The 13,620-nt window shown below is 44.9% G+C and carries 14 protein-coding genes and 1 pseudogene; 9 read left to right on the top strand and 6 right to left on the bottom strand.

Annotated elements, in window-relative coordinates; translation table 11 throughout:
• Positions 1-240 precede the first annotated feature (240 nt).
• The gene (locus tag C9I43_RS12880; protein WP_107884162.1) at positions 241-795 is read right to left on the bottom strand and encodes a sugar O-acetyltransferase; all 555 of its coding nucleotides are present in this window, start codon (positions 793-795) and stop codon (positions 241-243) included.
• A gap of 76 nt (positions 796-871) precedes the next feature.
• Here C9I43_RS12880 and rsuA point away from each other — a divergent pair, with 76 nt between their 5' ends.
• On the top strand, positions 872-1,624 hold the full coding sequence (gene rsuA / locus C9I43_RS12875) for a 16S rRNA pseudouridine(516) synthase RsuA (RefSeq protein WP_076497859.1): 753 nt from the start codon (positions 872-874) through the stop codon (positions 1,622-1,624).
• A gap of 133 nt (positions 1,625-1,757) precedes the next feature.
• Here the strand turns inward: rsuA and C9I43_RS12870 are convergent, their stop codons facing one another.
• Entirely contained in the window at positions 1,758-2,714 is a 957-nt protein-coding gene (locus C9I43_RS12870; RefSeq protein ID WP_107883696.1) for a DUF4097 family beta strand repeat-containing protein, read from the bottom strand.
• A gap of 63 nt (positions 2,715-2,777) precedes the next feature.
• On the opposite strand from C9I43_RS12870, the pseudogene C9I43_RS12865 reads away from it, so the two are divergent.
• Positions 2,778-3,098, top strand: a pseudogene (locus C9I43_RS12865) (methyl-accepting chemotaxis protein); the annotation flags it as partial.
• 185 nt (positions 3,099-3,283) lie between these two features.
• On the opposite strand, the gene C9I43_RS12860 reads toward C9I43_RS12865, so the two are convergent.
• The 3 genes from C9I43_RS12860 to lolB all read right to left on the bottom strand — a co-directional run bounded on the left by C9I43_RS12860 (position 3,284) and on the right by lolB (position 5,844).
• Complete coding sequence (locus C9I43_RS12860) at positions 3,284-4,231, bottom strand: ribose-phosphate pyrophosphokinase (protein ID WP_076497855.1); 948 nt, start codon at positions 4,229-4,231, stop codon at positions 3,284-3,286.
• A gap of 112 nt (positions 4,232-4,343) precedes the next feature.
• A complete protein-coding gene (gene ispE / locus C9I43_RS12855; RefSeq protein ID WP_076497853.1) occupies positions 4,344-5,198 on the bottom strand; it encodes a 4-(cytidine 5'-diphospho)-2-C-methyl-D-erythritol kinase in 855 nt (284 codons plus the stop codon).
• Between the two features lies 1 nt (position 5,199).
• A complete protein-coding gene (lolB, locus tag C9I43_RS12850) occupies positions 5,200-5,844 on the bottom strand; it encodes a lipoprotein insertase outer membrane protein LolB (protein WP_107883695.1) in 645 nt (214 codons plus the stop codon).
• 253 nt (positions 5,845-6,097) lie between these two features.
• Here lolB and hemA point away from each other — a divergent pair, with 253 nt between their 5' ends.
• The 3 genes from hemA to prmC are packed head-to-tail and all read left to right on the top strand — an operon-like array spanning position 6,098 to position 9,305.
• Positions 6,098-7,348 (top strand): glutamyl-tRNA reductase, encoded by a 1,251-nt coding sequence (gene hemA, locus C9I43_RS12845; protein WP_076497849.1) that lies wholly within the window; start codon positions 6,098-6,100, stop codon positions 7,346-7,348.
• A 14-nt stretch (positions 7,349-7,362) separates the two neighbouring features.
• Complete coding sequence (gene prfA / locus C9I43_RS12840; protein ID WP_076497847.1) at positions 7,363-8,454, top strand: peptide chain release factor 1; 1,092 nt, start codon at positions 7,363-7,365, stop codon at positions 8,452-8,454.
• Between the two features lie 2 nt (positions 8,455-8,456).
• On the top strand, positions 8,457-9,305 hold the full coding sequence (gene prmC / locus C9I43_RS12835; protein ID WP_076497846.1) for a peptide chain release factor N(5)-glutamine methyltransferase: 849 nt from the start codon (positions 8,457-8,459) through the stop codon (positions 9,303-9,305).
• A 137-nt stretch (positions 9,306-9,442) separates the two neighbouring features.
• Here the strand turns inward: prmC and C9I43_RS12830 are convergent, their stop codons facing one another.
• Positions 9,443-9,856 (bottom strand): GNAT family N-acetyltransferase, encoded by a 414-nt coding sequence (locus C9I43_RS12830; protein ID WP_107883694.1) that lies wholly within the window; start codon positions 9,854-9,856, stop codon positions 9,443-9,445.
• A gap of 119 nt (positions 9,857-9,975) precedes the next feature.
• On the opposite strand from C9I43_RS12830, the gene C9I43_RS12825 reads away from it, so the two are divergent.
• From C9I43_RS12825 to kdsA, 4 genes are all read left to right on the top strand, one after another.
• On the top strand, positions 9,976-10,371 hold the full coding sequence (locus tag C9I43_RS12825; protein WP_076497843.1) for a SirB2 family protein: 396 nt from the start codon (positions 9,976-9,978) through the stop codon (positions 10,369-10,371).
• Positions 10,371-11,159: a SirB1 family protein gene (locus C9I43_RS12820; RefSeq protein ID WP_076497841.1), complete on the top strand. Its 789-nt coding sequence runs from the start codon at positions 10,371-10,373 to the stop codon at positions 11,157-11,159. The genes C9I43_RS12825 and C9I43_RS12820 overlap by 1 nt, the downstream gene beginning before the upstream one ends.
• Positions 11,160-11,307: 148 nt before the next feature.
• Complete coding sequence (locus C9I43_RS12815; protein WP_107883693.1) at positions 11,308-12,555, top strand: DUF819 family protein; 1,248 nt, start codon at positions 11,308-11,310, stop codon at positions 12,553-12,555.
• A 64-nt stretch (positions 12,556-12,619) separates the two neighbouring features.
• Positions 12,620-13,468, top strand: a complete 849-nt coding sequence (kdsA, locus tag C9I43_RS12810; RefSeq protein WP_107883692.1) for a 3-deoxy-8-phosphooctulonate synthase — start codon at positions 12,620-12,622, stop codon at positions 13,466-13,468.
• Positions 13,469-13,620 lie beyond the last annotated feature (152 nt).

Raw genomic sequence — 13,620 nt, 5'->3', positions numbered from 1 at the left:
TTGTGCCCATTATGGGGGCTGTTATTTTGGCAAAGATGGGATTGCTTCAGGCGCAATGGAATGTATGTTAATGCTTTAGTGTAAATTGAAACAAGATCATTACTCTTTATATCATGCGATTCACCTGAGTCATATGTAACTAAAGGTTACCAATGACAAGGTTGAAATCATTCTCGGCAACACTAACATATGCAAGTTATTTAGGATTGGCGAATGTTTAGCACAATATTTTAAACTCGCTTAGCTCAGCTGCTTAATTGGCTTGGCAGGATTACCTACCTCGACACTCTTCGCGGCGACATTTTTTGTCACTACAGCGCCAGCACCGATAATCGCATCATCACCAATACTGACTCCTGGCATTATGATTGCTCCGCCACCAATCCATACACGCTTGCCCACGTTAATGGCTTTTGCGGTTTCTAAACCTGAGCAACGCAGCTTAGCATCGAGTGGATGACACGAAGTATAAAACTGGGCGTTGGGGCCAACCATGGTCTGTTCACCAATCACAATGGGCGCATTATCTTGCAAGGTGACATTTACATTGATAAACACTTTATCGGCAAGGGTGAGGTTAAGGCCGTAGCTGATAAAAATAGGTGTAGATATCGTCGCTGCTGACGATTTATGAGGAATGAGTTGTTGGCAGAGTTGAGTGAAATCTTGATTATCTTGCTCGATAGTTTGATTTAATTGCCGATTGAGCTGTTGCTGCTGCGCTCTTACACTCAATAGTTCGCTGGCAAAGCAATCATATTCTTGGCCCGCGATCATTTTTTGGTATTCCGTCATGTCATCTTTCTCTGTGCGATAGCGATCAATTTTTAAGGGACATGTAGCAATAGCATCACTGCCTAGTCGCAATTCTTTGCCCTTTGAAGTGGTCGGCCTCATAATATGGCAGTTTTCTTTATTGAAGTTGAGTATTAACGTGCGTTTAGACAAATTTATCTGTGAGAGTACCTCACTAACTCGCTCATTAGCGAAAAAAGCCCTGCATCGCGGTGACATTACTTGCGATGGTGTGGTTGTTAAAGATTCGGGCTTTAAAGTGAGTGAAGCTATGCATGTTTGCCTTGAGGGGGAACGGATAGCATTAGTGGGCGTGCGTTATTTGATGCTTAACAAACCAGTCGATACGATTTGCTCAACGATTGATGAGACTTATCCTTCGGTATTGAGTTTACTTGATGTACCAAAGCCTGAAACCTTGCACATTGCCGGCCGTTTAGATGCTGATACCACTGGACTGGTGTTGATTACGACTGACGGTCAGTGGTCACACAAAGTCACCTCGCCGAAAAAAGAGTGCGCCAAACGTTATTTAGTGCAACTGGCTGATCCGATTGATACTAGCTTAATTGCACTATTTGCTGCCGGTGTTGAGTTACGCGGTGAAGATGGCTTAACAAAGCCTGCGCTATTGGAGATTATTGAACCGCAATTAGTGCGCTTAACTATCACCGAAGGTAAGTACCATCAAGTGAAGCGTATGTTTGCTGCTGTGGGGAATCATGTGGCAGGTTTGCACCGTGAAAGTATTGGGAACATAGAGTTAGATCGCGCACTTGCATTAGGCGAATGGCGATATTTGACCGCTGAAGAAATCGCGTCAGTTTAACCACCTAAATTTAGGTAAATAACCTGTAGAAACGCAGAGTTTATTTCGAGTTTGGATTGACCCACTTGATATAACAATGCCGCCCGAGTGCGACTCGCGGCGGCATTTTTGTGTATGCTAAAAGGGTGAGTGATTACTGCTTTTTTAATGTTAGCTCACCACTGATGGTATTTATTTTTACCTTGGCAGCACCTGAGCCAGTTTGGAATACAAGCTTTGCACGTGGTGCATATTTTTGTTTTTTAGGTTCATCTTGAGTTAACGCATTGCTGATTTTTCCGCTAGGACCGCCATTTAAATCAAAGCTAGCATCGGGTATATCAGCAAACGTCAGCATGATATCACCACTGATGCTGTCTAAATTGACGGTGCTGACGTTTTTGGTCAGTGAGACTTGCACGTCGCCACTGACCGTTTTTAGGATGATTTCTTTGGCGGTATTCAAGTTTGCGGTAACTTCGCCTGAAACCTGTTCAATCGTGACTTTTTCGGCTCGAGATTGACTATTTAAATCGCCGCTCACGAGATAATAATTAATTTCACCTTGACTATCGGTATCTTGAATAGTCCCCGATACGGTTTTCAACTTGTTATTACCGTTGATGGCTGTAGTGGTGATATCACCTGAGATAGTGTGTAGCTCAGTATTACCACTCAGTTGGTTAGCATTGATATTACCACTCACAGTGCTTAATTTGAGTTCACCTTTTATATCAGTTAATTGCAGGTTGGCGGAGACGGTGTCAGCACTGAGTTTTACTGTCTTTGGCACTTTAATGGTGAGCTGCGAACCAGTGTTAGTACTGCTATTATAGTGGCGGGGCATTTTGTCTTCGAAATTAAGCGTATTTCCCTGTTGCTCAAATACAAACCCTTCGCTCAGTTCATCCAGTGTACCGCTAACGCTCACCTCGCTTTTATCCCAAGTTTGAATGGCTACATCCCCACGTTGGACGTTGATTTTAAATTGAATATCGTTGCTAATACTGAGTTTTTTATCGATGTTTTGCACTGCGAACACATTCGCTATCAGGCTTAAATAAAGCATCGAAATAAATAGGCTAGTTGTAGTTAAATTGCGGTTACTCATAGTTGCTTCCTTGTGTTGAGTTTCGAATTGGTCAGATTAAGTTAATTACAATAGATCAAGTTCACGCTGCAGTCCCGTACCCGTTTGATTGTGCAGTTAATGGCATCGAGCCAAAAACAAGGCGAAGAGAGCGCAGAGCAAGCTGCGAGTGCGGGGACATTATTGAAACGTATCAATACAGACATGCGTAATATTATGGATATGAGCACTCAAATTGCCGCGGCGATTGAAGAGCAAAGTATGGTCGCTGCCGAGGTGAATAAGAACGTGGTAGTGATTAGGGATATTGCTGAGGAGTCATCACATGTCGCTGCTGCGAATGCCTCGGATGATCTCAAAGCGCTGGCGGAGTTTTTATTCCGTGCAGTGAGTAACTTTAAAATCTCATGTTCCAAACGACGGGTATCAAAAGCGGCTCACACAAAAATTGGTTTCCCTAAAAAAATGATGCGCATAAATAACAGTAACAAAAACGCACTCATCAGAGTGCATTTTTATGTGTCATAGATTATAGCAATATAGCCCACTAATTCGCTGTATTGAAATACCCCAGATCAGTCTATAACTGATTAGTGACGGAACATCGCAGAGATTGACTCTTCGTTACTCACGCGACGAATTGCCTCTGCCAGTACTGCTGACATAGTCAACTGTGTCACTTTAGCCACTTTCAGCATTTCAGGGCTTAAAGGGACAGTGTCAGTAACAATCACTTCATCAATCACAGAGTTAGCGATATTTTCAGCCGCATTACCTGAGAATACAGGGTGAGTTGCGTAGGCAAATACGCGGTTCGCACCATGTTCTTTCAAGGCTTCAGCCGCTTTACACAGAGTGCCACCTGTGTCGATCATATCGTCAACGATAATGCAGTCACGGCCTTGAACATCACCAATGATATGCATAACTTGAGCAACGTTTGCCTGTGGGCGACGTTTATCAATAATGGCTAGATCAGAATCATCCAATAGTTTTGCTACTGCGCGAGCGCGAACAACACCACCGATATCAGGAGAAACAACCACAGGGTTATCTAAGTTCTTCGCCAACATATCTTCTAGCAGCACTGGGCTACCAAATACGTTATCAACGGGAACATCAAAGAAGCCTTGGATTTGCTCAGCGTGCAGGTCACAGGTCAAAACGCGGTCAACACCCACGCTAGACAAGAAATCGGCAACAACTTTAGCGGTAATAGGTACACGTGCACTACGAACACGACGGTCTTGACGAGCATAACCAAAGTAAGGAATCACTGCGGTAATACGGCCTGCAGATGCACGGCGCAGCGCGTCAACCATAACGATGAGTTCCATCAGGTTGTCGTTTGTCGGCGCGCAAGTAGATTGGATGATGAACACATCGGCACCACGTACATTTTCGTTAATTTGGACACTGATTTCACCATCGCTGAAACGACCAACCACTGCGTCTCCGAGTTTGCAAAATAGACGATCGGCTATCTTTCTAGCGAGACTGGGGGTGGCGTTCCCAGCAAAGAGCTTGATGTCGGGCACTGTATAAACCTCAGGCGTTTGCTTTATATTTTAGTGGCTAGCGTAACGACGATGTGGGACGGGAGAAACCCGAGGCATTATCGTATAAAAGGTTACGCTAGAAGAAAGTAGTTTACGGGTGACTCAATCGCACCATGAGCGGCGAACGATTCATCCCTTTTGCAACAAACCCTTGCATATCAGACGGTAATTTCGCCAAAGCTGCGAGAGCTTGTTGCTGTTGTGTGAATTCCCCGAACACGCATGCGCCTGTTCCTGTCATTCGCGACGGCGCGTATTCTAGCAGCCAGCCTAATGCCTTGGCAACTTGAGGGTATTTAGAAACGACCAGTTTTTGACAATCATTTACCCAAGGTTGGCTCATTAAGGTATCAATGGCTAATTTAGGTGTATCGCGCGGTAAAAGTGGATCTTTAAACACGTCGGCAGTAGAAACGTGGGCATCGGGGGTAATAATGACATACCAAAGTTCATTTGGATTTACTGCATGTAAACGCTCGCCCACACCTTCAGCAAAAGCGGCGAAACCATGAATAAAAACAGGAATATCGGCTCCTAGCTTAAGGCCGATTTCAGCCAGTTTTTCAGTTGATAATTGGGTGTTCCAGAGTTTGTTTAATGCCACCAAAGTCGTCGCCGCATCTGATGAGCCGCCACCTAAGCCGCCACCCATAGGCAGGCGTTTATCTAACCAGATTTCAGCGCCACCTTTAAAGCCGGTGGCTTGCTGTAATGATTTTGCGGCTCGCAGAATTAAGTTATCGTTATCAGCGACAACAGCCGACATATTCGAATGCAACACCAATTCGTCAGTGTCAGTGACGCAAAAATCGAGCATGTCGCAGCAATCGATAAACTGAAACAGCGTTTGTAGTTCGTGATAGCCGTCGTTGCGGCGGCCATTAACGTGTAAAAATAAGTTAAGTTTGGCTGGTGCAGGCCAGTTGCGGGAAATAATAGCGGACATGTTAAGGCTGTTCTCCAGCAATTATCTCGGGCTTGCCAAGCGCTTGCCATTGATTAAGTTGTAGTTTGAGTTGTAAGTCGCCGCGATCCAGCTTTAATTGGTAGGGAACATTGGCGCCACTTTGGGATTGCCAGCTTAAAAATGTGACTAGCCAAGGTGGTGGGGTTTGAGTATTGGTCAGTAGTTTAGGTTTGCCTTGATTGTCGCTTTCGATGACCTGATCATTTGGGCCAACTTGGCCGGTGATCCATAGTGGTAAATCGGCTAACGGAATTGACCAGCCACTAACGCGCTTGAGTAAACGCTGGGCGTTATCGTCGCTAAAATCTTTACCATCGATATGCAAATGGGCTGAGTTCGGGGTTGAGTTAAGCGTCAACACAGTTGTACCCAGCATAGTGGTAAGCGTGAGTGCGTCACTCTCTTCGCTATGGCGCCAGTAGATATTGGCGCTGAGCTTATCATCAGGGGTTTTTATGGCCAATTTACCCTGTAATTCCCAAGCTTTGGCTTGGCGCGCATCTATTACGCTAATCGGCTGTAAATCATCTGTAGGCGGCAAGATTTGGCAAGCGCCTAAAAACAGTAAGCTGCTCAAGACGAGGCAAGAGAAAATGGATTTTGTGAGACGCTTCAAATTATTCATCTATGACTGATATACCAAAGTCCTTATGATACGAGTGCTTGGCAATAATACCAATGCCAAACGTAAAATTTCCATCGGCGGTCACTTCGATTTACTCCTTCGGGACAAATCCTGTCTTACCTATCATTAATAGGAAATTTAGGTAAGAAGTTAGACCTTTATTCGGTTTTGTTAAGCGTATTCTGTTTTTAGTTGGGCCAATTAAGTAGAATAGCCTTATTAAGAGCGTCGCCAAGAATCTAGAAAGAGTCAGATGAGCCTTGTAGCAATTGGTATAAACCACAAAACAGCCACGGTAGACCTGCGTGAGAAAGTTGCCTTCTCTCCGGACAAAATTCATGATGCCATGAAGAGTCTGGCGAGTCGTACGCGCTCGGGTGAAGCCGTAATTGTCTCTACCTGTAATCGCACTGAGTTGTATTGCAACAACGGTGATGAGGCTGACATCATTGCTTGGCTTGAAGAATATCATGGCTTAGACCATGAGGATGTGGCGCCTTGCCTGTATAATTACCACGGTCAAGATGCGGTAAGGCATTTGATGCGCGTGGCATCGGGGCTCGATTCGCTAATTTTAGGTGAGCCGCAAATTCTTGGCCAAGTAAAGCAAGCGTTCGTTAAGGCGAAAGAAGCCGGTACGGTTGCTTTAACCATAGATAGACTTTTCCAAAATACTTTTTCGGTTGCCAAAAAAGTCCGCACTGATACTGAAATTGGCGCAGCTGCTGTTTCTGTCGCTTTTGCCGCCGTGAGTATGGCGAAACATATTTTCTCGTCGATATCGACCACCAAAGTGTTATTAATTGGTGCCGGTGAGACCATCGAACTGGTTGCTAAGCATCTTAAAGACAACGGCGTAGCCTCCATGGTGGTGGCAAACCGTACACTTGAACGTGCCCAAGCCATGTGTGAGGAGTTTGGCGCCACAGCAATTACACTGGCGCAGATACCAGATTATCTCCCCAAAGCCGATATCGTGATATCCTCTACCGCCAGCCCACTGCCTATCTTAGGTAAGGGCATGGTCGAAAAAGCGCTAAAGCAGCGTCGTCATCAACCTATGTTATTGGTTGATATAGCAGTTCCCCGTGATATTGAGGCGGAAGTTGCTGATTTGGACGATGCATATCTGTATACAGTGGACGACCTGCATAGCATTATTGAACAGAATATGGCTTCTCGAAAAGAAGCCGCCGAGCAAGCTGAAGTAATTACTGAAGAACAATCTTTTTTGTTTATGGATTGGATCCGTTCTTTAGAGTCGGTCGATAGTATTCGCGAGTATCGCAGCCACAGCATGGCGGTAAAAGATGAGTTAGTGGAGCGGGCCCTGAATAAACTAGCCCAGGGTTCTGATGCTGAACAGGTATTGATTGAACTAGCCAATCGCCTGACTAATAAACTTATCCACGCACCGACACAGGCCCTTACGGCTGCCAGTCGTCAGGGCGATTTGAATACTCTCGGTCAGTTAAGATCAGCGCTTGGAATAGATAAACACTAAGGTTCGCGAGTTAAATGAATGAATCCGTTATCCGCAAGCTGGAAGGCTTGCTCGAGCGTAATGAAGAAGTCATGGCTTTGCTGGGTGACGCTAGCGTCATTGTTGATCAAGACAGGTTTCGTGCATTATCAAAAGAATATGCTCAATTAGAAGATGTGGTTGCAGGCTTTAAAGCCTATCAGCAAGCACAAGCCGACCTTGATTCAGCGAAAGAAATGCTGGAAGAAGACGATGCTGAAATGCGCGAAATGGCGCAGGAAGAGATGAAAGCCGCTAAGGCTAAACTCGAGCATCTAGAAGGTGAGCTGCAAATTCTATTACTGCCAAAAGACCCCGACGACGATAAAAATGCGTTCGTTGAAATTCGTGCTGGTGCTGGTGGCGACGAAGCGGCGATTTTCGCCGGTGACTTATTCCGCATGTATAGCCGTTATGCCGAAGCCAATCGCTGGCAAGTTGAGATAATGAGCAGCAACGAAGGCGAACATGGTGGCTTTAAAGAAGTCATTATGAAAGTCAGTGGTGATGGCGTTTACGGTAAACTCAAATTCGAGTCAGGCGGCCACCGCGTACAACGAGTACCTGAAACCGAATCCCAAGGCCGTGTACATACCTCAGCGGTAACCGTTGTAGTATTACATGAAGTGCCTGAAGCTGAAGCGATTTCAATCAACCCTGCCGATCTAAAAGTGGATACGTTCCGCTCATCGGGCGCGGGTGGTCAGCACGTTAACAAAACGGATTCAGCCATTCGTATTACCCATATTCCGACAGGGCTTGTGGTGGAATGCCAAGATCAGCGTTCGCAACACAAAAACCGTGCTCAAGCCATGAGTGTATTGGCCGCTCGTATTCAAGCAATTGAAGACGAAAAGCGTCGTAGCGCCGAAGAATCGACCCGTCGTAGTCTGGTTGCCAGTGGCGATCGCTCCGAACGTGTGCGTACTTACAACTTTCCGCAAGGTCGCGTGAGTGAACATCGCATCAACTTAACCCTATATCGCTTAAACGAAGTGATGGAAGGCGACCTCGATGCTATCATATTGCCGCTGATGCAAGAACATCAAGCCGACCAGCTAGCCGCTCTGGCTGGCGAACAGAGGTAACTTTGTCAGATCAATCTAGTATTGCCGAAGCCCTGCAATGGGCTTATGTACAGTTAGTCGCAACCTCTGAATCCGCTCATCTGGATGCAGAGGTTTTGTTGCTGTATTGCCTCAATAAAAGCCGCAGTTATTTATACACTTGGCCTGAAAAGTCCCTAACCGTTGAGCAGTGGAAACGCTTTCAACAGATGGTGCTAAAACGCCAGAAAGGTGTACCAGTGGCGCATATTGTTGGCGAGCGTGAATTTTGGTCTTTGCCATTTATCGTTAATGACACCACGTTGATCCCGCGGCCTGACACCGAAATTTTAGTAGAAACCGCATTGAATATGCCGCTTTCTACCTATGCTAAAGTGCTCGACTTAGGTACTGGCACCGGAGCCATTGCGCTGGCGTTGGCATCTGAGCGTGAATCATGGGAAATCACCGCCGTTGATAAAGTTGACGATGCCGTCGCTTTGGCTATCGCAAACCGCGAAAACTTAAAGTTACCGCAGGTTGAAATTCTGCAAAGTGATTGGTTTAGCGCGGTGAAATCGCGGGATTTTGATTTAATCGTTTCAAACCCGCCCTATATTGACGAAGCCGATGAACACTTACACCAAGGTGACGTGCGTTTTGAACCCCAAAGCGCGTTAACCGCCGCCGAGGAAGGCTTTGCCGATCTTTACTATATTGCCAACACCGCCCGAGATTATTTAAAACCTAACGGTTATATCTTACTCGAACATGGTTTTGAGCAGGCGGTACGTCTCAGAGCAAAACTTATCGAACTGGGCTACGAGAATGTTGCCACAGTGCGAGACTTTGGCAGTAACGACAGATGCACTATGGGCAAATGGGCTGAATAAGCCACTATTGCGTACGTTAAATTGTTTGCCAAGTTATATCGATTTATTGAACGCCATTGGTTATCGCCAATGGCGTTTTTGTTTTCTAAAGAGTCTCCTTAAGCTGATGTTAAGGTGACGATCGCAAGCCTTAAACATCACAACGCTTTCACCATAAAAAATTTGCTGCCGGTTTCTGGGTAGGCTTGTTGTATCCATTGCACTTTATAGCCGTGACGCTCGTAAAAGGGCTTGGCTTGAAAATCTAGAGTATCGAGTAATACAAATTGGCAGCCACGTTCCTTTGCTTGGCTTTCTGCCGCTAACAATAAACGAGTGCCGATTTTTTGCTGCCTTAGGCTGTCATCAACCCACAGGTAATCGATTAAAAACCAGTTGCCGAAAGTTTTGCCGCTAATACCGGCTAGTAGTTCGCCCTCTACATTTTGTAATTTGAGCCCGAGGTTTTTACGGCAAAGTCCTTGCCATTGAGCTTGGTTGAATTCAACGATTTTTTGTTTTACTGCATCGGCGAACTCGGTTGATTCATCATTAATTAAGGTTAAATTCATCGTTATTTCCCATTTGGTTTTTTATGCTGTTTACGCTGTTATTCTGGGTTGATAGGCATTGGTATGCCGTAACGGATTAGGGTAAACTAGCGCCTTTGTCACTGGCCATAAGTATCGCAATGGAAACTTTTTACAGTCTATATCCTGCTATTAAGCATCTGCATTTAACCTTGATTGCCGTAAGCGTCCTCTTTTTTACTGTCCGTTTTGTGCTGCATTTACGTCAGTCTGAGGTAATGAATAAAAAAGTGATTAAAATCGCCCCTCATGTGATTGACACTTTTCTACTGCTGTCGGGCTTAACCTTGTGTTTTATGATCCAACAATTTCCTTTTGTTGACCCTTGGTTAACCGAAAAAATCGGTGCCGTTGTCGCCTATATTGCCTTAGGTGTGATCGCAATAAAATCAAATAGAAACAAACTGTTCAAAGTCTTCGCCTTTTTGGGTGCTATTGGTTGGTTGGTTTATGCGGCTAAATTGGCTCATTTTAAACAAGCGGTATTATTGGGTTAATGAGTAACTACACTCTGCAAGATGGCATTTCATTGCCCGAGTCGGCATTGGATATAGGTGCGCACCTTGGATTTTCTAAACTGGAAGCGGCTAGATTTGCTTGGTTTGAAATGGCGGGAGCGGTATTAAGTCATTATTTAGTTGATCAACAACAGCGCTTTAATGCGCTGTTGCATTGGTTTTATAACGACTTAGGCTTTTGCGTTCGTGATAACTACTTTAGCACTGAGGCAGCAGATTTAGGCACTTGTTTGATTAGTCGCCAAGGTAATAGCACCACGTTGGCAACCGTGTTGATGTTATTGGCTAAACAGCTAGACCTTGAGTTTGAACCCATATTGCTACCTGGTAATACGGTGCTACGTTGCAAGGTTGCCGGAGAAGTGAGTTATCTTGACCCTTTAACGGGTAAAGAGCTGACTCGTCACCAGTTACATGTGTTAGTACGCGGCGAGTTGGGTAATGCCGCTTTGCTTAAGCAAAGCTATTTAAAGCCCGCTACGGTGAAAAAGTTACTGACGCGTATGCTGCATGAACTTAAAGCCGGTTGCATTGTATCGCACCAATTTGAGGCGGCGATGGAATGTTGTAGTCTACTACTGCAATGGCATAGCGACGATGTGCATTTAAATCGCGAACGCGCATTTATCGCCCAGCAGTTGGGCTGCATTAGTGTGGCGGCGGCCGATTTACAACATTTTGTCGATAATAGCCCGCATGATCCAGTGATTGAAATCGTTAAAATGCAGCTTAAAGAACTTAACGAGCACGCCGAAATTTATCATTAAAGCAGAGCCTTTCGGGGCTCTTTTATCTACACACCGCAATACTCAATCAACAAAAAACACTGAGCCAACAAAGAATTTGGCTCAAAGACTTAAGGTTAAGTCTCTAATATAAATAAAATAATAACTGTATCAACAGGGAGAAATTAGCATGACAAGTACGGTTTTAGTGACGAATGATGCCACGGCGTTAGGGATACTCGCGGCTATTTTAGGTTTTGTATTTTATACCAGTAGTAGCAGTCATCCATTTTGGAAAAAGTTCTATCGTTTTATTCCTGCCCTTTTATTATGTTATTTCTTACCTTCGTTATTGAATACTTTTGGCATCATTGACGGTAATACCTCGCAGTTGTATTTTGTAGCATCGCGTTATTTACTGCCTGCTTGTTTAGTCTTATTGATACTCAGTGTTGATTTTAAAGCTATTTTAAGCCTCGGTCCTAAAGCCTTGATTATGTTTTTAACCGGCACTGTCGGTATCGTTATTGGTGGCCCAATTGCCTTGTTATTGGTATCAATTATTGAACCCTCTTTGATTGGTGTTGATGGCCCCGATGCAGTATGGCGCGGTATGACAACTCTAGCGGGTAGCTGGATCGGCGGCGGCGCTAACCAAGCAGCAATGAAAGAAATTTATGGAGTCGGTGGCAATATTTTCTCTGTGATGGTGACTGTCGATGTAATTGTTGCCAACATTTGGATGGCCGTGTTGCTATTTATGGCTTCAAAAGCGAAAGAAATTGATGCTAAAACAGGCGCGGATACCACAGCGATTGAAGCGTTAAAAGATAAAGTTGAAAAGTATCACGCTGAAAACGCGCGTATTCCTACTCTACGTGATTTGATGCTAATTGTGGCCGTGGGTTTTGGTATTACTGGTATTGCCCATATGGCGGCAGACTTTCTCGGGCCATTTTTTGAAGTTAATTACCCCTGGACCGAAGATTACAGTTTAACCTCTAAGTTTTTCTGGTTAGTGGTGATTGTTACTACCATTGGTTTAGCAATGTCATTCAGTCCAGTGCGCCATCTAGAGGCTGCAGGGGCATCGAAAGTCGCCTCAGCATTTTTGTATATTTTAGTGGCAACCATTGGTCTGCATATGGATGTGAGTAAAGTGCTCGACACGCCCTTGTACTTTTTAATTGGTATTGTGTGGATGCTCGTGCACGCAGGCTTTATGTTATTGGTGGCTAAGTTAATTAAAGCGCCGCTATTTTATATGGCCGTTGGCAGTCAAGCTAACGTAGGCGGCGCTGCTTCGGCGCCTGTAGTAGCTGCAGCATTCCACCCAGCTCTAGCGCCCGTGGGCGTGTTATTAGCCGTATTGGGTTATGCATTAGGAACTTACATGGCATGGCTCTGTGGCCAGCTGTTACAGGTAGTTGCGGCATAGCCGTCTTAGCCTTATATTCAGTTCACCGCTGGGAACGATTCCAGCATTTTAGAGAGAAGTTGCGATGAGTAATAAAATCATAAACCTAGGTTCAATCGAGATTGCTAACGATAAACCTTTCGTGTTGTTTGGTGGCATGAACGTGCTTGAGTCTCGCGATCTTGCTATGTCGATTGCTGAAACCTACGCTGAAGTGACCCAAAAACTGGGGATCCCTTATGTGTTTAAGGCCTCCTTTGATAAAGCAAATCGCTCTTCAATCAACTCTTACCGTGGCCCAGGCATGGAAGAAGGTTTGAAAATTTTTGAAGAAATCAAAAAGACCTTTAACTTACCGTTGATCACCGACGTGCATGAAGTGCATCAGTGTGCGCTAGTGGCTGAAGTAGTTGATATTATTCAGTTGCCTGCATTTTTAGCCCGTCAAACTGATTTGGTTGTTGCTATGGCAAAAACCGGTGCCATTATCAATGTGAAAAAACCGCAGTTTTTAGCGCCGCACGAAATGCGCCACATCATCACTAAGTTTAATGAAGCGGGTAACGACGAAATTATTCTGTGTGAACGCGGCTCAAGCTTTGGTTATAACAACCTAGTAGTTGATATGCTCGGTATGGACGAGATGAAGCAATCTGGCTATCCAGTTATTTTCGATGCGACCCATGCGCTGCAACGTCCTGGTGGCCGTGCTGATTCTGCTGGCGGACGTCGTGCGCAAGCTACCGAATTAGCGCGCAGTGGCATGGCGTTAGGTTTAGCGGGCTTGTTTATTGAAGCACATCCCGATCCTGATAATGCTAAGTGCGACGGCCCATGTGCTTTACCTTTGCATCAGTTAGAAAATTATCTCAAGCAAATGAAAGCAATCGATGATTTGGTTAAATCTTTTGAGCCTATCGATACTAGCAAATAATTTTTAACACTATTGTTTAATATCAAAGCCTCGATTTGTCGGGGCTTTGTTTTTACAGTGAAATAGTGCATTTGTTATTGCTGCGTAGCTATCGTAAACATGAATGTTTTATGATGGGCTTTAACATTCCCTCGCTTTTACAGTCGACGACC

The sequence above is a fragment of the Shewanella morhuae genome (assembly GCF_003028295.1).
Classification (GTDB): Bacteria; Pseudomonadota; Gammaproteobacteria; order Enterobacterales; family Shewanellaceae; genus Shewanella; species Shewanella morhuae.
This window is presented reverse-complemented; position numbering and strand designations above follow the sequence as displayed.

What these genes read in the sequence shown, in the direction of transcription:
- C9I43_RS12880 (WP_107884162.1), bottom strand. Translation starts at nt 795, where the DNA reads ATGACGGAATACCAAAAAATGATCGCGGGCCAAGAATATGATTGCTTT.
- C9I43_RS12870 (WP_107883696.1), bottom strand. Translation starts at nt 2,714, where the DNA reads ATGAGTAACCGCAATTTAACTACAACTAGCCTATTTATTTCGATGCTT.
- ispE (WP_076497853.1), bottom strand. Translation starts at nt 5,198, where the DNA reads ATGTCCGCTATTATTTCCCGCAACTGGCCTGCACCAGCCAAACTTAAC.
- lolB (WP_107883695.1), bottom strand. Translation starts at nt 5,844, where the DNA reads ATGAATAATTTGAAGCGTCTCACAAAATCCATTTTCTCTTGCCTCGTC.
- hemA (WP_076497849.1), top strand. Translation starts at nt 6,098, where the DNA reads ATGAGCCTTGTAGCAATTGGTATAAACCACAAAACAGCCACGGTAGAC.
- prfA (WP_076497847.1), top strand. Translation starts at nt 7,363, where the DNA reads ATGAATGAATCCGTTATCCGCAAGCTGGAAGGCTTGCTCGAGCGTAAT.
- C9I43_RS12830 (WP_107883694.1), bottom strand. Translation starts at nt 9,856, where the DNA reads ATGAATTTAACCTTAATTAATGATGAATCAACCGAGTTCGCCGATGCA.
- C9I43_RS12825 (WP_076497843.1), top strand. Translation starts at nt 9,976, where the DNA reads ATGGAAACTTTTTACAGTCTATATCCTGCTATTAAGCATCTGCATTTA.
- C9I43_RS12820 (WP_076497841.1), top strand. Translation starts at nt 10,371, where the DNA reads ATGAGTAACTACACTCTGCAAGATGGCATTTCATTGCCCGAGTCGGCA.
- C9I43_RS12815 (WP_107883693.1), top strand. Translation starts at nt 11,308, where the DNA reads ATGACAAGTACGGTTTTAGTGACGAATGATGCCACGGCGTTAGGGATA.
- kdsA (WP_107883692.1), top strand. Translation starts at nt 12,620, where the DNA reads ATGAGTAATAAAATCATAAACCTAGGTTCAATCGAGATTGCTAACGAT.